Genomic DNA, 21,604 nt, shown 5'->3' on the forward strand with positions numbered 1-21,604 from the left:
GAGCTTAGAATCGAGGTCCGTGGGCCTCGAGGACCGGGACGCGTTGCGGGTGTTGCAAAACGCCTTCAAGCTCGACGACCCGGAACTGGTCCGCCGCTTCTATGCCCATTGGTTTGCCCTCGACGCCTCGGTACGCGACCTGTTCCCACCCGACATGGGCGCCCAGCGAGCCGCTTTCGGGCAGGCGCTGCACTGGGTGTACGGCGAGCTGGTGGCGCAGCGCGCCGAGGAACCGGTGGCCTTTCTTGCCCAGCTCGGCCGCGACCACCGCAAATACGGTGTGCTGCCAACCCAGTACGACACGTTGCGCCGCGCGCTGTATACGACCCTGCGTGACTATCTGGGCCATCCAAGCCGGGGCGCCTGGACGGACGCCGTCGACGAGGCCGCCGGCCAGTCGCTCAACCTGATCATCGGGGTGATGAGCGGTGCCGCGGACGCCGATGACGCGCCCGCCTGGTGGGACGGCACGGTCGTCGAGCACATCCGGGTGTCACGCGACCTTGCTGTCGCTCGGCTGCAGCTGGACCGCCCGCTGCACTATTACCCTGGCCAATACGTCAACGTGCATGTTCCGCAATGCCCCCGCCGGTGGCGATATCTCAGCCCAGCCATTCCGGCCGACCCGAACGGGCGGATCGAGTTTCACGTCCGGGTGGTTCCCGGTGGCCTGGTCAGCAACGCCATCGTGGGTGAAACTCGGCCCGGTGACCGGTGGCGATTGTCCGGTCCGCACGGAGCCTTTCGGGTGGACCGCGACGGCGGCGACGTGCTCATGGTCGCCGGTAGCACCGGGCTGGCGCCGCTGCGGGCGCTGATCATCGACCTCAGCCGCTTCGCGGTGAATCCGCGCGTGCACCTGTTCTTCGGAGCACGCTATGCCTGCGAACTCTACGACCTGCCCACGCTGTGGCAGATCGCGGCGCACAATCCGTGGCTGTCGGTCTCGCCGGTGTCGGAGTACAACGGTGATCCGGCTTGGGCCGCCGACTATCCCGACGTGTCGGCGCCGCGCGGTCTGCACGTGCGCCAGACCGGCCGACTACCCGATGTGGTCTCCCGATACGGCGGCTGGGGCGATCGGCAGATTCTGATCTGCGGTGGACCGGCCATGGTCCGCGCCACCAAGGCCGCCCTGATCGCCAAAGGCGCGCCACCGGAGCGCATTCAGCACGACCCACTGTCGCGCTAGCCGGGCGGAAATCCACCGTCCGGTGGCGTCGCTTCGACATGGCATACGGCCTTTGCTACCCGGTCACCGCTGGCTAGCATGAGTGCGACTGAGTGGAGCGGGGATGAGCAAGTTGCTGCCACGGGGCACAGTGACATTGCTGTTGGCCGACGTCGAGGGATCCACCTGGCTGTGGGAGACCCATCCAGACGACATGGGTGCTGCCGTGGCGCGCCTCGACAAAGCCGTGTCTGGTGTGATTGCCGCCCATGACGGCGTACGCCCAGTCGAGCAGGGTGAGGGTGATAGCTTTGTCCTCGCGTTCGCCTGCGCGTCGGATGCCGTGGCCGCCGCGTTGGACTTGCAGCGAGCGCGGCTCGCACCGATCCGGTTGCGCATAGGCGTGCACACCGGGGAGGTCGCGCTCCGCGACGAAGGCAACTATGCCGGTCCGACCATCAACCGGACCGCGCGCCTGCGTGACTTGGCGCATAGGGGCCAGACGGTGCTCTCGGGCGTGACCGAAAGCCTGGTCATCGATCGCCTCCCGGACAAAGCATGGCTGGTTGACCTGGGGACGCACGCGCTGCGGGATCTGTCGCGTCCGGAGCGGGTAATGCAGCTGTGTCATCCCGAATTGCGTATCGATTTCCCGCCGCTGCGGGTGGCCAATGACGATGTGGCCCATGGTCTTCCGGTGCACCTGACGCGTTTTGTGGGGCGCGGCGCGCAGATCACCGAGGTGCACCGGTTGGTGACCGATAACCGGTTGGTGACCCTGACCGGCGCCGGCGGCGTGGGCAAGACACGGCTGGCGGCGCAGCTCGCGGCGCAGATCGCCGGTGAGTTCGGTCGCGCGTGGTTCGTGGATCTGGCGCCGATCACGGACCCCGACTTGGTGCCGGTCACGGTGGCGGGCGCGCTGGGACTGCACGACCAGCCGGGCCGCTCCACGACGGACACCGTGCTGCGCTTTCTTGGCGGGCGTCCAGCCCTGGTGGTGCTGGATAACTGCGAGCACCTGCTGGATGCGACGGCGGCCTTGGTGTTAGCGCTGGTGAAAGCGTGCCGGGGGGTGAGGTTGCTGGCAACTTGTCGTGAGCCGCTCCGGGTCGAGGGTGAGGTGAGCTACCGGGTGCCGTCGCTGTCACTGAGCGATGAAGCCGTTGAGATGTTTTGCTACCGGGCTCAGCGAGTCCGGCCGGACTTTCGCCTCACCGACGACAACTCCGCCGCAGTGACCGAGATCTGCAAACGGCTGGACGGTTTGCCGCTGGCGATCGAGCTGGCGGCTGCGCGGCTGCGGTCGATGACGCTTGACGAGATCATCGATGGCTTGCGTGACCGGTTCGCGCTGTTGACCGGCGGTGCGCGCACGGCCGCGCACCGGCAGCAGACGCTGTGGGCCTCGGTGGATTGGTCGTACACGCTATTGACCGAGCCGGAACGTACCTTGTTTCGCCGGCTTGCGGTGTTTGTGGGTTGCTTTTTTGTCGACGACGCACAGGCGGTTGCCTGCAGCGGCGATGTGCAGCGCTACCAGGTCCTTGACGAGATCACCCTGCTGGTCGACAAGTCACTGGTGATGGCCGACGACAACAGCGGCCGGACGTGCTATCGGTTATGCGAGACGATGCGCCACTACGCGTTGGAAAAACTCTCCGAGGCTGGCGAGGTGGACGCCGTGTTTGCGCGGCACCGTGACTACTACACGGCGCTGGCTGCCAGGGTCGACAATCCCGGACCCTCCGATTATTCGCACTGCCTCGACCAAGCCGAAACCGAGATCGACAACCTACGTGCCGCCTTTGTGTGGAACCGGGAAAATTCCGACACCGAGGGCGCCTTGGCGCTGGCGTCCTCCCTGTTGCGGGTATGGATGACGCGGGGGCGCATCCAGGAGGGGCGCGCCTGGTTTGACAGCATTCTTGCCGACGAGAATGCGCGTCATCTCGAGGTGGCGGCCGCGGTGCGCGCCCGGGCATTGGCCGACAAGGCCCTGCTCGACATCTTCGTCGACGCCGCCGCCGGTATGGAGCAGGCCCAACAGGCTTTGGTGATCGCGCGCGAGGTCGATGAACCGGCGCTGCTGTCCCGGGCGCTCACGGCCTGCGGCTTGATCGCGGTAGCGGTAGCTCGCGCCGATGCGGCCGCGTCTTATTTCGCCGAGGCGATCGACCTGGCACGAGCGGTAGACGACCGGTGGAGGCTGGCCCAGATCCTTACCTTTCAGGCGGTCGATGCGGTCGTGGCGGGTGACCCGGTCGCGGCACGCCCGGCCGCCCAAGAGGCACGCGAGCTGGCTGCCGCGATCGGTGACCACTCCAATGCGCTGTGGTGCCGCTGGTGTCTCGGCTACGCCCAGCTGATGCGGGGGGAGCTGGCCGCGGCCGCCGCCCAATTCGGCGAGCTGGTGGACGAGGCCGAGGCGTCTCAGGAAGTGCTGCACAAGGCCAACAGCCTGCAGGGCCTGGCCTTCGCGCTCGCCTACCAGGGTGAATTGAGTGCGGCTAGGGCGGCGGCCGACGCCGCTCTCGAGGCCGCCGAGCTGGGCGAGTACTTCGCGGGTATGGGCTACTCGGCGTTGACCACGGCCGCGTTGGCCGCCGGCGACGTGCAGACGGCTCAACATGCCAGCGAGGCGGCCTGGCGGAACTTGAGTTTGGCGCTGCCCCTCTCGGCAGCGGTGCAGCGCGCGTTCAATGCCCAGGCTGCACTGGCTGGTGGTGACCTTAGCGCAGCGCGTCGTTGGTGTGACGATGCCGTGCAGTCAATGACCGGCCATCATCTGGCGATGGCGCTGGCGACTCGCGCCAGGATCGCGGTCGCCGAGGGCAAGCGGGAAGAAGCCGAACGCGACGCGCATAAGGCGCTCGCGTGCGCGGCCGAGAGCGGGGCACACCTGGATCTCCCCGACGTGCTCGAATGCCTTGCCGGCCTGGCCAGCGACGCCGGCACCCACCATGCGGCGGCACGACTCTTCGGCGCCGCCGAGGCTATCCGACAGCAGATCGGCTCGGTCCGCTTCGCGATTTACCGTTCGGACTATGTGCAGTCGGTGACGGCTCTGCGAGATGCGATGGGGGAGAAAGACTTCGACGCTGCATGGGCCGAAGGTGCCGCGTTGTCGATCAAGGAGACGATCGCCTATGCGCAACGTGGCCACTCCTGGCGCAAACGACCGGCCACCGGTTGGGAATCGCTTACTCCGACCGAGATTGACGTCGTGCGACTGGTTGGCGAGGGACTGGCCAACAAGGACATCGCGACGCGGCTTTTCGTCTCACCGCGAACAGTGCAAACGCACCTGACGCACGTCTACACCAAACTCGGCTTCACCTCGCGACTGCAACTCGCTCAAGCGGCCGCCCGCCGTACCTGAGTGCTATTGATTGGCGTTCGGGGACGGCGGTACCACGATGATGGTCGCTCCGGGGATCGCCGCCAGGGTCGCCGCAAGGTTGGCAACCACGCCGGGCGGCAAACCGGGCGGTAGGCCAGGTATGGCTGACCCGGCGGCCGCCGCGGGGACCGCGGGCGTCTGCTGGGCGGCGGGCCTGGTGGCAGCCGGGCCGGCTCCGCCGGCTCCGGCCGGGGCGGCTGCAGCCGGGGTCGGCGCGGAGCCACCGCGGGCGGCAAGACCGGCCAGACCGGTGCCGGCCAAACCCGCCGCTGCCAGGCCGGCGTAGGAGCCGTCCGAACTCCCCGTCATATACATCGGAGTCGCGCCGGGGAACATCGCCGCAACTTGGCGCACCGCTGGCGGAAGATTCCAGCTGTGCGGCACGGAGAGTCCGCCGATGTTAGCGGAGTAGCCGGTGAGCGCGGCGACCGGCGGCTGTGGCGGGCTGGTGACCCGTCCTCCGACCTCAGGGAGATCCCCGTCACCCGCGGCCCCAGCGGGTGTCTGGTCGGATTCGGCTGGGCAATGCGGCGCCTTTTGGGCCTCGTCGACCACGTCGTGGCGGTAGATCTCGCCGAGCTGCGCCGCCGATACCCCCAAACTGCCAGCCGCGACGGCTACAGCTGCGGCTACGAGAACGTCAAGATCCTCGATGGGGTTCGGAATGGCGTCGAAGGGCGGCGGTAGGAAGGACTGCAGGGTTGGTAGCAGGCTCACGTCGGTCGCCGCGGCGGCCGGTACTACCGCCTGAGCCGCTGTCGCGGCGGCGTCACTCAGCGACCCGGCCCCGCTGGTGGTCGCCGGTGGCGGGGTGAACGGCGGCAACTGCGACGCGGCCGCCGAGGCGCCCGCATAGCCCTCCATCGCCACGATGTCCTGGGCCCACATTTCGCCGTACTGCGCTTCACTAGTCGCGATCGCCGGGGTGTTCTGGCCAAAAACATTGGTCTTGACCAGTGACAGCATTGTGCGGCGGTTGGCCGCGATTACCGTCGGGGGCACGGTCGCCGCGTACGCCGACTCGTAGGCGTTCGCCGCGGCCACGGCCTGAGCCGCGGCCTGCTCGGCCGAGGCGGCGGTGGCCCTCATCCACGCGACATAGGGGACGGCCGCGGCCGCCATCGACAGTGCCGACGGGCCCAGCCAGTCATCGCCGGTGAGCCCGGAAATCACCGAGGAGTAGGAAGCCGCCGTCGCGGTCAGTTCGTTGGCCAGCCGTTGCCAGGCTGCGGCCGCTTGCATCAGGGGCCTGGAGCCGGGACCGGAATAGATTCTGGCGGAGTTGATTTCCGGTGGTAGCGCACCGAAATCCATGACTAGCCGCTCCTCACACCGGCAGCAGCCTCAGCGCTGCGTGGCTGGGTCGTCACGAAAGACACGGATTCTCCTTTGCCGAAGCTGTCCGGTCCGCGCAGGGTTCGTCGCTGCCGCGAGCCAGGCGACTGGGCGCATACCTATTCGGGTGGCGGCAACCATGTCGGAGCCGGATGGATGGCTAAGCGGTCATCAAGTTCGGATGGCTTGGGTTATCAGGTCACTCAGTTGCCCCCACCTCCTCATAGCAAAAGTACACAGGCAGATGTGAGCGGAGTTGCGAAAATAGACAAATAATTGAGCCGAGCAACGACCGAGCGAGAGGGTGAGCTGGTGATCGACGGCTGGACGGAAGGACAGCACGAACCCACCGTTAGGCATGAGCGCCCAGCAGCTCCCCAAGACGTTCGGCGGGTGATGTTGCTGGGTTCGGCCGAACCCAGCCGGGAGCTGGCGATCGCGTTGCAGGGCTTGGGCGCGGAGGTGATCGCCGTCGACGGCTATGTCGGCGCGCCTGCCCACCGGATAGCCGACCAGTCGGTGGTGGTCACCATGACCGATGCTGAAGAGCTGACGGCGGTGATCCGGCGGCTGCAACCGGATTTCTTGGTGACGGTCACCGCCGCGGTGTCTGTGGATGCTCTCGATGCCGTCGAGCAAGCCGACGGCGAGTGCACTGAGCTGGTGCCGAACGCCCGTGCCGTCCGGTGCACGGCCGACCGGGAGGGCCTGCGCCGGCTGGCCGCCGATCAGCTCGGCCTGCCCACAGCCCCGTTCTGGTTCGTCGGATCCCTTGGCGAACTTCAAGCGGTGGCCGTCCATGCTGGGTTTCCGTTGCTGGTGAGCCCGGTGGCAGGGGTGGCTGGCCAGGGTAGCTCGGTGGTCGCCGGGCCCAACGAGGTCGAGCCCGCCTGGCAGCGCGCGGCAGGCCATCAAGTACAGCCGCAGACTGGGGGAGTGAGCCCTCGGGTGTGCGCCGAGTCGGTGGTCGAGATCGAGTTTTTGGTCACCATGATCGTTGTGTGCAGTCAGGGCCCGAATGGGCCGCTCATCGAGTTCTGTGCACCTATCGGTCATCGCGACGCCGATGCCGGTGAGTTGGAATCCTGGCAACCGCAGAAGCTGAGCACGGCGGCGCTGGACGCGGCCAAGTCGATCGCCGCGCGCATCGTCAAGGCGCTCGGGGGACGCGGGGTTTTCGGCGTCGAATTGATGATCAACGGCGATGAGGTGTATTTCGCCGATGTCACCGTGTGTCCTGCCGGGAGTGCCTGGGTCACCGTGCGCAGCCAGCGGCTTTCGGTGTTCGAACTGCAGGCCCGGGCGATCCTGGGTCTGGCGGTGGACACCCTGATGATCTCGCCGGGTGCCGCGCGGGTGATCAACCCGGACCACACGGCAGGCCGGGCAGCGGTCGGCGCCGCACCACCTGCCGATGCGCTGACCGGTGCGCTCGGTGTGCCGGAAAGCGACGTCGTGATATTCGGCCGCGGGCTTGGGGTGGCGCTGGCCACCGCACCCGAGGTGGCAATCGCCCGCGAACGCGCCCGCGAAGTTGCATCTCGGCTAAATGTGCCAGACTCACGCGAGTGAGCTACGCCGGAGATATCACGCCACTTCAGGCCTGGGAGATGCTCAGCGATAATCCGCGGGCGGTCCTGGTCGACGTGCGCTGCGAGGCGGAATGGCGCTTCGTCGGTGTGCCCGACTTGTCGAGCCTTGGTCGTGAAGTGGTCTATGTCGAATGGGCGACGTCCGACGGGACGCACAACGACAACTTCCTCGCCGAGTTGCGGGACCGCATCCCGGCGGACGCTGATCAGCACGAGCGGCCCGTTATTTTCTTGTGTCGCTCCGGTAACCGCTCCATCGGCGCGGCCGAGGTCGCGACCGAGGCGGGCATCACGCCGGCCTATAACGTGCTGGACGGCTTCGAAGGGCATCTCGACGCTGAGGGTCATCGAGGCGCAACGGGCTGGCGGGCGGTGGGACTGCCGTGGAGACAGGGATGACCGACGAGTCTTCGGTCCGCACCCCGAAGGCGCTGCCCGACGGCGTCAGCCAGGCCACCGTCGGGGTGCGCGGCGGGATGTTGCGGTCGGGGTTCGAAGAGACCGCCGAGGCGATGTACCTGACGTCCGGATATGTCTACGGCTCGGCGGCGGTTGCCGAGAAGTCGTTCGCTGGCGAGCTGGACCACTATGTGTACTCCCGCTACGGCAACCCAACGGTGTCGGTGTTCGAGGAGCGGCTGCGGCTGATCGAGGGTGCCCCGGCGGCGTTCGCCACCGCCAGTGGCATGGCCGCGGTATTCACCTCGCTGGGCGCGCTGCTGGGTGCCGGAGACCGACTGGTTGCCGCGCGCAGCCTGTTTGGCTCGTGTTTCGTGGTGTGCAGCGAGATCCTGCCGCGCTGGGGGGTGCAGACCGTCTTCGTCGACGGTGACGACCTCTCGCAATGGGAGCGGGCGCTTTCGGTACCCACGCAGGCCGTGTTCTTCGAGACGCCGTCCAATCCCATGCAGTCGCTGGTGGATATCGCTGCGGTGACCGAGCTGGCACATGCCGCGGGTGCAAAAGTGGTGCTGGACAACGTATTTGCCACACCGCTACTGCAGCAGGGCTTTCCGCTGGGGGTCGACGTGGTGGTGTACTCGGGCACCAAGCACATCGACGGTCAGGGTCGGGTGCTGGGCGGGGCCATACTCGGTGACCGGGAGTACATCGACGGTCCGGTGCAAAAGCTGATGCGCCACACCGGTCCGGCGATGAGTGCGTTCAACGCCTGGGTACTGTTGAAAGGCCTTGAGACGCTGGCTATTCGGGTGCAACACAGCAATGCCTCGGCGCAGCGGATCGCGGAGTTCCTCAACGGCCATCCCTCGGTTCGGTGGGTGCGTTACCCGTACCTGCCGTCGCACCCACAATATGACCTGGCCAAGCGTCAGATGTCCGGTGGCGGAACCGTCGTTACCTTCGCACTCGACTGCCCGGAGGATGTTGCCAAACAGCGGGCCTTCGAGGTGCTCGACAAGATGCGGCTGATCGACATCTCCAACAACCTCGGCGACGCCAAATCGCTTGTCACCCACCCCGCCACCACGACGCACCGGGCGATGGGCCCGGAGGGCCGGGCCGCGATCGGGCTCGGTGACGGTGTGGTCCGCATCTCGGTTGGGTTGGAAGACACCGACGACCTGATTGCCGATATCGATCGGGCGTTGAGCTAACCCGCTGCCTCTTGCTCGGCGTGCTCGGCCTGTTCGGCGGCTGCCAGCGCTCCTTGTGCCTGCTGTTCCATCAAGGTCATCACTAACCTGGCGTAGATCATCTGGCTGGTGATGGCCATCTGGCCGCGGGCGCGGCCCATGAAGGAGATCCCCCAGGCGAACAGGGCTGCGATGCGGTTCCGATAGCCGACCAGGTAGACCAGGTGCAGCACCAGCCACGCCAGCCAGGCGAAGTACCCGGCAAACTCCAGCTTGCCGACCTGCGCGACGGCGCTGTGGCGGGAGATCGTCGCCATGCTGCCCTTGTTGAAGTAATGGAACGGCTTGCGATTGGCTGGGTCGTCATTGCCCTTGACCATGTGTTTGATCACCGTGGTGGCGTATCGGGCCCCCTGGATCGCGCCCTGAGCCACCCCGGGTACGCCGGGCACGAACGTCAGATCGCCGACTACGAAGACGTTCGGATGTCCCTTGACGGTGAGATCGGGTTCCACGATCACCCTTCCGGCCCGGTCGATTTCGGTTCCGTCGGATCCCTCGGCGATCATCTTGCCCAGCGGGCTGGCCGCCACGCCGGCCGCCCAAACCTTGCACGCGCATTCGATGCGGCGTTCGCCGCCGTCCTTTTCCTTGATGGTGATGCCTTTGTAGTCGACCGCGGTCACCATCGCGTTGAGTTGAACCTCGACGTCCATCTTTTCCAGCCGCCGTTGTGCCTTGAGACCCAGCTTTGGACCCATCGGCGGCAACACCGCGGGTGCGGCGTCGAGCAGGATCACCCGGCACTCACTGGGCGTGATGGTCCTAAACGCGCCTGCCAGGGTGCGCTCGGCGAGCTCGACGATCTGCCCAGCCACCTCGACGCCGGTCGGCCCAGCGCCGACGACGACGAACGTCAGGCGCCGCTCCCGTTCGGCATGGTCGGTGCTGACCTCGGCGGCCTCGAACGCGCCCAGGATGCGGCCGCGCAGCTCCAGCGCGTCGTCGATGGTCTTCATTCCGGGCGCGAAGGTGGCGAATTCGTCGTTGCCGAAGTAGGACTGCTGTGCGCCGGCGGCCACGATGAGGCTGTCGTACGGCGTCACCGTGGTCATGTCCATCAATTTCGACGTGACCGTCTGCGCTTTCAGGTCGATCGCGTTGACCTCGCCCAGCAACACCCGGACGTTCTTTTGCCGGCGCAGGATCAGCCGGGTGGTCGGGGCAATGTCGCCCTCGGACAAGATCCCGGTGGCCACTTGATACAGCAGCGGCTGGAACAGGTGGGTCGTTGTCTTGGAGATCAGCGTGATGTCGACATCCGCCCGTTTAAGCGCCTTGGCCGCATTCAGGCCGCCGAATCCACTACCGATGATGACCACGCGATGGCGCCCGCCGACGGCCGAGGGTTCACCAGATGAGAGCGTCATGGTCCTCCTTCAGTCTGGTCGCTGTGGCGCAGCTACACAGTACGACTCCCGTCATGCCAACGGCGTAACTTTTTGTGGGCCTTGTGGGCCTTGTGGGCCTTGTGGGCCTTTGTCGGGCCGCCTTCGGATCGGACGCTCGGGATGGCTGTTGGGCGCTGCGCAATCCCGCGCTTCGATCAGGCAGCGTCCGGCAGTGCCATCAATGGCGGCCAGGTACACCTCTCCGACGGCTCGACATCGCCGGCCCGGCAGTTACCTGCACCATGGCCGGGCGATGCGGGAGCGGCTGCCGAAGGTCGGGCAGGTGTTTGCTGCCGGGGAAATCGACTACCACATGTTTCAGACGTTGGTGTATCGCACCGATTTGATCACCGACCCGCAGGTGTTGGCGCGGGTGGATGCCGAGCTGGCGCTGCGGGTGCGGGGCTGGCCGTCGATGACCCGGGGCAGCTGGCCGCCGCGATAGATCGGATCGTGGCGGTGGCCGACCCCGATGCGGTGCGCCAGGTGCGGGAGCGGGCCCGCGATCGGGAGGTGTCGATCTGGAATTCCGCGGACGGCATGGGCGAGGTGTACGCCCAGTTGTATGCCACCGACGCCCAAGCCCTGGATGCGCGGCTGAACGCCTTGGTGGCCACGGTGTGTGCCGGTGATCCGCGCAGCACAGATCAGCGCCGCGCCGACGCGCTGGGCGCGTTGGCGGCCGGGGCGGATCGGCTGGCCTGCCGCTGCGACAATCCCGACTGTGCCGCCGAGGGGCGCCCGGTGTCGGCGGTGGTGATTCATGTGGTGGCCGAGCAGGCCAGCGTCAAGGGCCACGGCCAGGCGCCGGCAGCGTTGCTGGGCGGCGACGGGCTGATCCCGGCCGAGCTGGTGGCCGAGTTGGCCAAGACCGCCGGGCTGCAGCCGATCCCGGTCCCGGCCGGGACCGAGCCGGGTTATCGGCCCTCGGTGAAGCTGGCGGCGTTTGTGCGGGCCCGGGATCTGACCTGTCGGGCGCCCGGTTGCGACCGCCCGGCCACCCAGTGCGACCTGGATCACACCATCGCGTTCGCCGACGGTGGGGCCACCCACGCGGCCAACCTCAAATGCCTGTGCCGTCTTCATCATTTGCTGGCCACCTTCTGTGGCTGGCGCGCCCAGCAACTGCCCGACGGCACGGTGATTTGGACGCTGCCGGGTAACCAGACCTACGTCACCACCCCGGGCAGCGCGCTGCTGTTCCCGGCGCTGTGCACCCCCACCGGTGACCCGCCCGCACCCGAGCCGGCCCGCGCCGACCGCCGCGGGCAGCGCACCGCGATGATGCCGCGCCGGGCCAGCACCCGCACCCAAAACCGCGCCCATTGCATCGCCGCCGAACGCCACCGCAACCACCAAGCCCGCCGGATTGCCCAAGCGGCCGTCATCGCCACCGAGACCCACGGCCCACCACCCGATCCCGACGACGACCCGCCGCCTTTTTGATGAAGTGAGTCCGAATCATCTCGACGTGGACGGGTGCGGCGTCGGGTGGTCGCCGGTTGGCGCAGACCCTCCAGAGGGGAGGATGAGGAGCTCGGCACCTGCGTCGGCGGCCCTGAGATAGGCCAGCAGGCGGTGGCCGAAGTCGCTGACGTCGTGGATAAGGATGTGGCCGCTTTCTTCTGCCGGAGTCCCGGTGCCGTTGCCGTGCCAAACGGTTGTTGTCGCGATCGCGACGCCGGTTTGAATGAGGGCCGCTAGCACCGGCACGGGCTCGACCTTACTCGCCGCCCTCATCACCTCGCGTCGCTGGATCTCGTCCTGGTCCGGTGAGGACTTGGCGGCTTTGGCCAGCCGAACGAGTGCATGGATATGCACGGGCTCAAGTTGGGAAAGCGTGGCCACGATGAGTGATGCCGGCTCGACCTTCTGGTCATCCTCGAGCGCGGCGGCGGCAGCTTGCGCGAGGAGCCGGCGCTTGGCCTCCATACTGGTGCGAGTGGCGGCCTCGATCGCCTGGCTGAGAAGCGGCTCGAGTTCGGGATTTTTGTCAATGCGGCTCAACACGGTGTCCGCGCCGCCGACGCTCTCGCATATCTCGCGCGTGGTTGTCTCGGCGCGGTGCCGGGTGCGTTCCTCGATGGCGTCGAACACGGTTTGTAGCGGGCCGCCGACCATCGGGATGGCGGATAGGCCGGCGCTGATCACGACAGCGAAGACAGGTCTGGGCTCAGTCATAGCTCGAACAGTAGAGGCCGTCGCGGCAAGGACGGCCGACGGCGTGTTTTCGGCGTTGCGGGGTGGTCGCCGGACACGAGGAGGCAGACCGAGGCTCGATGGATTGGATGCCGCTCGGCGACTACGAGACTTTCCGGCATTGGTCGGGGAAGCCCCGCGCATGGGGGCCGCAAGAGTCGGGGTGGCGCGCGTGGTTCGGCGGGAAGATAGTCGATGGGCTCTGCGAGGTACTCGACGAGCACCTCGCGGTGCGGCGTCGTGGTGTTCCAGCCGCGATCGGCTGCGTGCCCTGGCTGAGTAGCGAGGCGGTCGCCGAGACGCTGCTCGCATTGAGCGCCTTTTGCGTGGTGATCGACAAGGGAACCTCGTTCCCGTCGCGACTGCGTAACCCTGACAAAGGGTTTCCCAACGTCGCCCTATTGCGGCTTCGCGACATGGCGCCCTCCGAGCATGGCTCACGCTGCTCCTCGGCCCGTGGTCGTCTATGCCTGAGCATGAGCTAGGTCCGGTGCGGGCGCTCGGCTGGCTACGAGAGGACCGCAAGCCGCTGCTGAATGCCAAATTGCTCGTGCTCGGTCATCTGGCTTTGAACGTCTACGACCCCGATAACGGTTACGGCGAAGAGGTGTTGGACTTTGAGCCGCGGACGGTGTGGTGGGGATCGGCCAATTGGACCGTGCGGGCCGGGTCACACTTGGAAGTTGGCTTTGCATGCGACGACCCAACCCTCGTCGAAGAAGCTACAGCGTTTGTCGCTGACGTGATCGCGTTCTCCGAACCGATCGACACGACCTGTGCCGGTCCCGAACCGAACCTCGTGCAGGTGGAGTTCGACGACGCCGCGATGGCTGAGGCGATGGAGGAGATGGCCGAGCCCGATGATGACGGGGAGGATTGGTAGCGATGCTGCTTGATGAACCCAAAGGTCGTCACGGGCACGCTCAAAACGTTCTTCGTGTAATCGGTGCCATCATTTGCTGGCCACCTTCTGGGGCTGGCGCGCCCAGCAACTGCCCGACGGCACCGTGATTTGGACGCTGCCGGGTGACCAGACCTATGTCACCACCCCGGGCAGCGCGCTGCTGTTCCCGGCGCTGTGCACCCCCACCGGTGACCCACCTCGACCCGACCCGGCCCGCGCCGACCGCCGCGGGCAGCGCACCGCGATGATGCCGCGCCGGGCCAGCACCCGAGCGCAAAACCGCGCCCACTACATCGCCGCCGAACGCCACCGCAACCACCAAGCCCGCCGGATTGCCCACGTGGTCACCCAAACCGCCACAACCGCCCCCGAGACTAACGGCCCACCACCCGATCCCGACGACGACCCGCCGCCCTTCTAACCGGTAGGCGCCTGCCCAAAACACGGGTATTGGGTAAAGGCACGGGGTCCTGATGTTGTTGTATTTCAATGCGATTCAGCTAAGGCCCGGAGCCCATGGCTCGTCCGGATGGTCGGTTGGGGTGATGTGTATGCCCCTCCTGCTCCATCCCGTTTCCTTGTATCCTCAAGTTTGTCGTTTGGCGCTGTTGCGACAGGAAGGCGTCGATCATGCACGCACTGAGGTTGGTCGGCTTGGCGATATTGACGGCGATCGCTCCAATCGCGGTCCTCATCGGAAGTAGCCCAGCGCATGCCGATACCGATATTGGTCAACCGTGCTCGCCGGAAGGCGCGAAACTCTGGGGGAACCCCGGCCCGATATATTGCGAGCGCACGGCGGACGGGCAACTGCAATGGGTATCAATTCCTGCTTGGGCATTGTGTGTGGCGTTCTGCGACCGGCCTGGCGGGCCATAGGGGCCCACCAGCGGACCCCCACGGTCCGCCGGCCTGCTAGCCCGGCCATGAGCTCGCGGTGGTTCGGTAGTTCGCGTTGGGCGCACTGCAGAAGTCCGAGGCCGTGCCGGCCAGCAAGACGAAATAGCCCTCTTCGCCGCGGCGGGTGTCGGCGAACGGCGGGTAGGTCCAACCGTTGTTGCACATCGAAGTCGGCGTGCCCGCCGTGGCCTTGCGCCAACCGGACTTGACGCAGGCCTTGAGGGCGTCGACGTCGGAAACGGTGCTCTTGGCGACGACCAGCATCGCGCCTCCCCATTGCCCGTCGGTTCGCCGGTAGGCGCGCGCCCCGAAGCCGGCCCCCGAGCCGGCTGTGTTCTGTTGGCAGCCCAACACCCGCTGCAGCGGCAAGAACACCGACGCCACATCGCGGTCCGCGACAGCGGCTGCGGCCGTGATGAATTGAGCCGCGTCCGAGCCGTCAACCTCCTGGACGGTGGGATCTCCGAAGCTAAACAGCTGCTGTGAGATCCGCTGTCGCAGCGCGGCGTCACCGTCGCCGATGACCGGTCCGCTGCCGCTGGATGTCATCGGGGGCAGCGCGCCGGTGGGTTCCGCGCCCGCGGTGGGCGCGGCGGCCAGCACGGCCAGGGACAAACCGCACGCGGCGACACCGACAACGCGGGCAATGACTCCCATGGCTACCTACCTCCCCGGCGGCATGGGTGGGGCGTCGTTCGGTGCTACCTCGGCACCGATCTTGCGAAATAGTATGTCGGCCTGGTTGCGGTAGTTGCCCTGGTCATCGAAGGCCTCGGGGGCGTAGGTGACTGCGACCGCCACCGCGACCCGTTGCGACGGCAGATAGGCCTCCACCGCGGCGTAACCGGCGAACATGGGATTTTGCAGCAGCCAATGGCCGGATATGACGATCCCGAGACCATAGCTGTAGCCGTCGTTCTGCTCGAAGCAGGTGGGGCAGCCCGGCTGGGCGCGGGTCTTGCCGCGCAGCTCGGTCGACACCATCTTCTTGTACGAATCCGCCGAGAGCAGCCTGCCCGACCCGATCCCCACCGCGGTGGCCTCCATGTCGTAGATGGTGGTGGTTTGGATGGCGCCGTGGGTGATGGTCCACGACGGATTCCAGAAGGTCGATTCCTCGTAAAACGGCACGCCGGCAGGAATTTTCAAGGCCGCTCGGCGCTCGGAGGTGAATGCATGCAAGGCGGGCTCGGGGATGGCGGGGGTATCGGAGTTGGCGGTGGCCGTGAGGCCCAGGGGGGAAAGGACCTTGCGCTGCAGCAGGGTTGGCATGTCTTGGCCGGCGGCCTTCTCCAACGCCAGCCCCAGCAAGAGGTAATTGGTGTGCGCGTAGTTCCAGTTGGTGCCCGGGTCGTAAAGCAGTGGCCGTGAAGAGATTTGATCGAGTAACTCTTGTGTTGTCCACTGCCGGAACGGATTAGCGTAAAGCTCGGCATCAAACGCCTCGTTGCCGAGGACGTAGTCGGGGTAGCCGGATGTCATCTGCGCTAGTTGACCCAGCGTGACCCGGTCGGCGTGCGGAAAGTCGGGAAGCCACCTGGACAGCTTGTCGTCCAGGCGCAGCTTTTTTTCGTCGACCAGTTTGAGCAACAGCGTCGCGACATAGGAGATTGCGACCGCGCCGTTGCGAAAGTGCATGGCGGTGGTGGCCGGCACGCCGGTCATCGAGTCGCCGACGGCCCGCGTCACGACCTCCTTGCCGGCCACGGTGACCCGGACCAGCACCGCCTTCAGATGCGCTTGCGTCATGAAGTCACGCACAATCCGGATGACCGCGTCGGCCTTGGCCCCGTTGTTGGTCGGCGACGAAGCCGGCCCGGTGCGGGGTGGGGCGCAGCCGGCCAGCAGCCCGAGAGCCAGGACCGAACACCCGAGGCGCCGCAAGACGGGCATGCGACGGTCCTACCGGAAGGCGGCCAAGCCCGTGAAGGCCTGACCGAGCACCAGCTGATGCATCTCGGGCGTGCCCTCGTAGGTGAGCACCGACTCCAGGTTGACCATGTGCCGGATGACCGGGTACTCCAGCGATATCCCGTTGCCGCCCAGTATTGTTCGAGCGGTCCGGCAGATTTTGAGCGCTTCCCGGGTGTTGTTGAGCTTGCCGAAGCTGACCTGATCGGGGCGCAGGCCCACCCTGTCTTTGAGGCGCCCCAGATGCAACGACAGCAGCTGACCCTTGTGCAGTTCCACGGCCATGTCGACGAGCTTGGCCTGGGTCAGCTGGAAGCCGGCGATCGGACGTCCGAACTGGGTGCGCTGTCTCGCGTAGTCGAGCGCGCACTGCCAGGCCGACCTGGCCGCGCCCATCGCTCCCCAGACGATCCCGTAGCGCGCCTCCGACAGGCATGCCAGCGGCGCCCTGAGGCCGGTCGCGCCGGGCAGCATGGCGTCGGCGGGCAGCCGGACATTGTCGAGCACCAGCTCGCTGGTGATCGACGCCCGCAGCGACAGCTTGTGACCGATGGTGTTGGCGGTGAAACCCGGGGTGTCGGTGGGCACGATGAATCCGCGGATTCCGTCGTCGGTGGCGGCCCACACGATCGCCACGTCGGCGACCGAGCCGTTGGTGATCCACATCTTGCCCCCGGTGATCACCCAGTCCGGACCATCGCGTCGCGCCCGGGTTTTCATCGCGGCCGGGTCGGAGCCGACGTCGGGCTCGGTGAGCCCGAAGCAGCCGAGCAGGTCACCGGTGGCCATGCCGGGCAGCCACTGCCGCTTTTGCTCGTCGGAGCCAAAGCTCGCGATGGCGAACATCGCCAGCGAACCCTGTACCGACACCAGCGACCGGATGCCGGAGTCGGCGGCCTCCAGCTCCCGGCAGGCCAGGCCATAGTGCACCGCCGACGCGCCGCCACAGCCGTGGCCGTGCAGCTGCATTCCCAGCAGTCCGAGTTCGCCGAACTGTTTGGCCAAATCGCGCGCGACCGGTAGGTCGCCGTCCTCGAACCACGCCGCGACGTGCGGGGTGACGTGTTCGGCGCAGAACCGCCTGACGGTGTCGCGGACGGCGATCTCGTCGCTGGATAGCGACGCGTCCAGTCCCAGCGGGTCGTCGCGGTCAAGGGCGGGTGGTGTCGGGGTGCTCATCACTCAATACTGCCCCGGCCCGGTAGCCTCGCGGCATGCGACCACGGCGCGCGCTGGCGGGGCTGGCCGCCGACGTCGTCGCCGTGCTGGTGTTCTGCGCGGTGGGACGTCGCAGCCACGCCGAAGGACTGAGCGTCACCGGCCTGGCGGCTACGGCATGGCCATTTCTCACCGGCACTGGTATCGGTTGGGTGCTGGCTCGCGGCTGGCGGCGGCCGACCGCCCTCGCCCCCACGGGGGTGATCGTGTGGCTGTGCACCATCGTGGTCGGCATGGTGTTACGCAAGGTCAGTTCGGCGGGTGTGGCCGCGAGTTTCGTCGTGGTCGCGTCCGCGGTCACCGCGGTGCTGCTGCTGGGTTGGAGAGCCGCCGTTGCGCTGATGGCACCGCACCGCGCGGACGGCTGAGAAGGCCAAATGTCGTCGGGGTGTTCGCCGACCCCGGGATTTCCGACGTCCGCCTCCGTGCCCTCGAAGTCTCAGTACCGAGCCAGATTTCACGGTCGAGACCCCAACCAACAGGTCAGCGCGGTGCCACCGCGATCGTGATGTTGGCGCAGGTATGGGCCGCGACCTGTCGAGCTACGACCCGGGCCGTGCCGCTACTGCAGCAGCGCTGCGCGTTCCGCACTGAGCGCAGTGGTGCGACGAGGCCCGAGCACCTGGGGTTGTCGGGCTAGCCGATCCACCCGACGTGGCCACCAGAACCAGCGGCCGAGCAGAGTTGCCAGCGCAGGCGTCATGTAAGACCGGACAACGAGGGTGTCGAACAGCAATCCGATCATGATCGTGGTGCCGATTTGGCCGACGACGCGTAGATCGCTGGCCACCATCGAGCCCATGGTGAAGGCAAACACCAGTCCGGCGATGGTGACCACTCGGCCGGTGCCGGCCATGGCTCGGATCATGCCGGTTTTGAGGCCGGCCCCGATTTCTTCTTGGAATCGGGCTATCAAGAGCAGGTTGTAGTCGGATCCGACGGCCAACATGACAATGATGGCCATGGGCAGCACGAGCCAGTGCAGTGGCATATGCAGGATGTGCTGCCAGATGAGGACCGACAATCCGAAGGCTGAGCCCAGCGAAAGGGCGACCGTGCCGACGATGACGGCGGATGCGACCACGCTTCTGGTGATGCCGAGCATGATGATGAAGATCAGGCAAAGCGACGCCACGACGGCGATCATGACGTCATACAGGGTGCCCTCGTGGATGTCTTTGTAGGTGGATGAGGTGCCCGCCAGATAGATGCTGGCAGCCTGTAGCGGGGTTCCTTTCACGGCTTCGTCGGCGGCCTGCATGATGGGGTCGATGTGTGAGATGCCTTCAGCGCTCGCGGGATCACCCCGATGGGTGATGACGAATCGAGCGCAGGTGCCATCGGGGGATAGGAAGAGTTTCAGACCCCGCTGGAAGTCGGGGTTTTGGAAGGCCTCCGGTGGAAGGTAGAACGAGTCGTCGTTGTTGGCGGCGTCGAATGTTCGACCCATGACGGTGGCGTTGCGGGTCATGTCTTCCATTTGAGTGACCAGTCCGGAGAACGCGCTGGTCAGTGTTTGGGCAAGGTCTTTGACGGTTTGCATGGTGGCGATCGTGGGGTCCAGTTGGGCGAGTAGTTGCCGCTGTGTGGTGTCCATGCGTTCGGTGTCGTCGGTGAGGTTGGCAAGGTCCTCGGTGAGCTTGTCGACGTTATCCATGCTGTTCAACAAGGAGCGCATCGACCAGCAGATGGGAATGTCGAAGCAGTGGCGCTCCCAGTACGTGAAACTTCTGAGGGGGCGCCAGAAGTCGTCGAAATCGGCGATTCGATCGCGTAGTTCGTTGGCGTTGTCTCGCATCTGCCTGGTATGAGCGTTCATATCATGGGTGGCATCGGTTAGCTGTCGCGTCAGCTCCTGGGTTCGCTGGGTGATGTCGATCATGCGTTGCAGTTGATCGGTAAGGGTGGATAGATCAGCCACGCGGTCCTTGAGGTTCTGCAGGTTTTCGATGGTCATCGTGCTTTGCATGCCGAGCTGAAACGGGATCGACGAGTGGTCGATCGGAGCCCCCAACGGTCTGGTAATGCTTTGCACCCGCGCGATCCCCGGCGTATGGAAGACGGTTTTGGCGATCCTGTCCAGGATGAGCATGTCGGTCGGGTTACGCAGGTCGTGATCGGCCTCGACCATCAGGACCTCCGGTTCCATGCGGGCTTGCGGAAAGTGACGGTCTGATGCGAGGTAACCGATGTTGGATGGCGCCGCGCTGGGGATGTAGTAGCGCTCGTTGTAGTTGGTCTGGTATTTCGGCAAGGCGAGCAGTCCGATCAGCGCTATCAGCAGGGTGGCGGCCAAGACGGGGCCGGGCCATCGCACGACGACCGTGCCGATCCGGCGCCAACGCCGTTTCGTTGTCGCTCGTTTGGGGTCGAATAGCCCGAATCGGCTGGCAACGGCGATGATCGCGGGCGCCAGCGTCAGAGACGCCAACATCACCGTGACCAAACCGATCGCGCATGGCGATGCGAGGGTATTGAAGTAGGGTAGCCGGGTAAAGCCGAGGCAGTACATGGCGCCGGCGACGGTGAGGCCAGATGCCAGGACCACGTGTGCCGTCCCACCAAACATGGTGTAGTAAGCGGCTTCTCGGTTCTGGCCAGTCGCACGTGCCTCTTGATAGCGTCCGACGAGAAAGATGATGTAGTCCGTCGAAGCCGCGATCGTGAGCGCCACCAACACGTTGACAGTGAATGTAGACAGGCCCATGAGGTCGTTGACGGCAAAAGTGGAGATGATGCCGCGGACCGCCAGCAGCTCGAGCCCGACCGTCAGCAGCATGATCAGAGCAGCAGAAAGCGAGCGGTAGGCGATGAACAACATGATCGCGATCACCGCAATGCTGATGCCGGTAATCGTGTGAAGGCTGCGGTCGCCGTATACAACTCGATCGGCGCCGAGTGGACCCGGGCCTGTCACGTAAGCCTTGATCCCCGGCGGCGGTGGCACGCTGTCCACGATGCGTTGCACGGCGGCGACAGACTCGTTGGCCTGCGAGCCGCCCTGATCACCAGTGAGGTTCAGCTGGACATATGCTGCCTTGCCGTCAGCGCTCTGCGATCCCGCCGCGGTCAGCGGATCGCCCCAGAAGTTCTCAATGTGTTGGACGTGGGTGGTGTCTTGTGACAGCTTGGTCACTAGCACGTCATAGAAGCGGTGCGCCTCATCACCCAGCTTCTCTTGGCCCTCCAGCAGCACCATTGCAGTGGTGTCAGAATCGAATTGCTGAAAGTCCTTGCCGATGCGCTTCATGGCGATCAGTGACGGAGCATCGTGGGGGCCTAACGCCACCGAATGTGTCCTAGCGACCGACTGTAGCTGCGGCGCAACGACGTTCACCACAATAGTCAGCGCCACCCAGAACAGAATGATGGGTAGCGACAACGCATGGATCGTCCGGGCGGCGGCCGACAGGTGCCCGGCTAGACGTTGGCTCCTCACGCGGATTTCACCAGGCAACTGGTGTGCGCGTGGTAAGCATTCACAATGCGCTCCTCGCGGATCACCTCGTTGACAGTGATGCGACAGCCCAGGCTTGCACCGTCACCGCGGGCAACCACGTTGGCGACTACGGCGGTCAAGGTGGTCACGATGGTAAATGACCACGGGACCGCGGCATTGACGACCTCATGCGGCTGGGCATCGGCATCCAGGTAATTGATGCTGGCGACCGTCCCTGGCGGGCCGAAGACCTCGTAGAGAACATGCTTCGGGTAAAACGCGATGATCGGGTCGAGGTTGCCGGTGTCGGGCGCATGTTGATGTGAGCCAAACACCGAGTGCAGCCGCGAGACCGTCACGGCCGCGACAGCCACAACGATGACTATCACCATCGGGATCCAGAAGCGTTTGGCAACGCCGAACATTTACCTTCCTGATTCCATCGCTTCAACAAGCCGCCGCGTGAGGACGAACCCTACCGGGGAG

Annotated in this window: 18 protein-coding genes and 1 pseudogene; 11 read left to right on the top strand and 8 right to left on the bottom strand. The window is 66.0% G+C overall.

All coding sequences use genetic code 11. The annotated features are described in order from the left end of the window. Positions 1–19 precede the first annotated feature (19 nt). Together FF952_RS02030 and FF952_RS02035 are read left to right on the top strand one after the other, a co-directional pair. Positions 20–1,192 (top strand): FAD-binding oxidoreductase, encoded by a 1,173-nt coding sequence (locus FF952_RS02030; protein ID WP_003401910.1) that lies wholly within the window; start codon positions 20–22, stop codon positions 1,190–1,192. Positions 1,193–1,295: 103 nt separating this feature from the next. Then, positions 1,296–4,553 carry a helix-turn-helix transcriptional regulator gene (locus tag FF952_RS02035; RefSeq protein WP_031680762.1) on the top strand — a complete coding sequence of 1,086 codons (3,258 nt, stop codon included), beginning with the start codon at positions 1,296–1,298 and terminating at the stop codon, positions 4,551–4,553. Between the two features lie 3 nt (positions 4,554–4,556). Here FF952_RS02035 and FF952_RS02040 read toward each other — a convergent pair whose 3' ends face one another. Continuing rightward, the gene (locus FF952_RS02040; RefSeq protein WP_003401914.1) at positions 4,557–5,888 is read right to left on the bottom strand and encodes a PPE family protein; all 1,332 of its coding nucleotides are present in this window, start codon (positions 5,886–5,888) and stop codon (positions 4,557–4,559) included. A gap of 333 nt (positions 5,889–6,221) precedes the next feature. On the opposite strand from FF952_RS02040, the gene purT reads away from it, so the two are divergent. From purT to FF952_RS02055, 3 genes are read left to right on the top strand one after another with little or no spacing between them, the layout of a single operon-like run. Beyond that, positions 6,222–7,481, top strand: coding sequence for a phosphoribosylglycinamide formyltransferase 2 (gene purT / locus FF952_RS02045; RefSeq protein WP_003401915.1), 1,260 nt, complete (start codon positions 6,222–6,224; stop codon positions 7,479–7,481). Further along, positions 7,478–7,900: a rhodanese-like domain-containing protein gene (locus FF952_RS02050; protein WP_003401921.1), complete on the top strand. Its 423-nt coding sequence runs from the start codon at positions 7,478–7,480 to the stop codon at positions 7,898–7,900. The genes purT and FF952_RS02050 overlap by 4 nt, the downstream gene beginning before the upstream one ends. Next, entirely contained in the window at positions 7,897–9,117 is a 1,221-nt protein-coding gene (locus FF952_RS02055) for an O-succinylhomoserine sulfhydrylase (protein WP_003401927.1), read from the top strand. Before FF952_RS02050 ends, FF952_RS02055 begins: the two co-directional genes overlap by 4 nt. Here the strand turns inward: FF952_RS02055 and FF952_RS02060 are convergent. Further along, positions 9,114–10,526, bottom strand: coding sequence for an NAD(P)/FAD-dependent oxidoreductase (locus tag FF952_RS02060; protein WP_003902989.1), 1,413 nt, complete (start codon positions 10,524–10,526; stop codon positions 9,114–9,116). The two genes, FF952_RS02055 and FF952_RS02060, sit on opposite strands and share 4 nt — an antisense overlap. Positions 10,527–10,800: 274 nt before the next feature. On the opposite strand from FF952_RS02060, the pseudogene FF952_RS02065 reads away from it, so the two are divergent. Beyond that, positions 10,801–11,993 (top strand): annotated as a pseudogene (locus tag FF952_RS02065) (HNH endonuclease signature motif containing protein). Positions 11,994–12,008: 15 nt separating this feature from the next. Here the strand turns inward: FF952_RS02065 and FF952_RS02070 are convergent. Further along, entirely contained in the window at positions 12,009–12,728 is a 720-nt protein-coding gene (locus tag FF952_RS02070; protein ID WP_003401942.1) for a hyaluronidase/chondrosulfatase, read from the bottom strand. Between the two features lie 98 nt (positions 12,729–12,826). On the opposite strand from FF952_RS02070, the gene FF952_RS02075 reads away from it, so the two are divergent. From FF952_RS02075 to FF952_RS02090, 4 genes are all read left to right on the top strand, one after another. After that, complete coding sequence (locus FF952_RS02075; RefSeq protein WP_003401944.1) at positions 12,827–13,231, top strand: hypothetical protein; 405 nt, start codon at positions 12,827–12,829, stop codon at positions 13,229–13,231. A gap of 5 nt (positions 13,232–13,236) precedes the next feature. Next, a complete protein-coding gene (locus FF952_RS02080; protein WP_003401950.1) occupies positions 13,237–13,629 on the top strand; it encodes a hypothetical protein in 393 nt (130 codons plus the stop codon). A gap of 73 nt (positions 13,630–13,702) precedes the next feature. Continuing rightward, complete coding sequence (locus FF952_RS02085; RefSeq protein ID WP_003401960.1) at positions 13,703–14,071, top strand: hypothetical protein; 369 nt, start codon at positions 13,703–13,705, stop codon at positions 14,069–14,071. Positions 14,072–14,280: 209 nt separating this feature from the next. Continuing rightward, a complete protein-coding gene (locus FF952_RS02090) occupies positions 14,281–14,529 on the top strand; it encodes a hypothetical protein (RefSeq protein WP_003898430.1) in 249 nt (82 codons plus the stop codon). A 36-nt stretch (positions 14,530–14,565) separates the two neighbouring features. Here FF952_RS02090 and FF952_RS02095 read toward each other — a convergent pair whose 3' ends face one another. From FF952_RS02095 to FF952_RS02105, 3 genes are read right to left on the bottom strand one after another with little or no spacing between them, the layout of a single operon-like run. Continuing rightward, positions 14,566–15,207, bottom strand: a complete 642-nt coding sequence (locus FF952_RS02095; RefSeq protein WP_003401963.1) for a hypothetical protein — start codon at positions 15,205–15,207, stop codon at positions 14,566–14,568. Positions 15,208–15,213: 6 nt separating this feature from the next. Beyond that, entirely contained in the window at positions 15,214–16,443 is a 1,230-nt protein-coding gene (locus FF952_RS02100) for a serine hydrolase domain-containing protein (RefSeq protein WP_003898432.1), read from the bottom strand. A gap of 9 nt (positions 16,444–16,452) precedes the next feature. Next, positions 16,453–17,640: an acyl-CoA dehydrogenase gene (locus FF952_RS02105; protein ID WP_003401972.1), complete on the bottom strand. Its 1,188-nt coding sequence runs from the start codon at positions 17,638–17,640 to the stop codon at positions 16,453–16,455. A gap of 35 nt (positions 17,641–17,675) precedes the next feature. Between FF952_RS02105 and FF952_RS02110 the strand changes: the two genes are divergently transcribed. Continuing rightward, complete coding sequence (locus FF952_RS02110; protein WP_003401978.1) at positions 17,676–18,047, top strand: DUF3054 domain-containing protein; 372 nt, start codon at positions 17,676–17,678, stop codon at positions 18,045–18,047. A 194-nt stretch (positions 18,048–18,241) separates the two neighbouring features. Here FF952_RS02110 and mmpL1 read toward each other — a convergent pair whose 3' ends face one another. Together mmpL1 and FF952_RS02120 are read right to left on the bottom strand one after the other, a co-directional pair. Continuing rightward, positions 18,242–21,118 (bottom strand): RND transporter MmpL1, encoded by a 2,877-nt coding sequence (gene mmpL1, locus FF952_RS02115; protein WP_003898435.1) that lies wholly within the window; start codon positions 21,116–21,118, stop codon positions 18,242–18,244. Beyond that, complete coding sequence (locus FF952_RS02120) at positions 21,115–21,543, bottom strand: MmpS family transport accessory protein (protein WP_003402074.1); 429 nt, start codon at positions 21,541–21,543, stop codon at positions 21,115–21,117. The genes mmpL1 and FF952_RS02120 overlap by 4 nt, the downstream gene beginning before the upstream one ends. Positions 21,544–21,604 lie beyond the last annotated feature (61 nt).

It is taken from the genome of Mycobacterium tuberculosis complex sp. N0072 (assembly GCF_030323725.1).
Classification (GTDB): Bacteria; Actinomycetota; Actinomycetes; order Mycobacteriales; family Mycobacteriaceae; genus Mycobacterium; species Mycobacterium tuberculosis.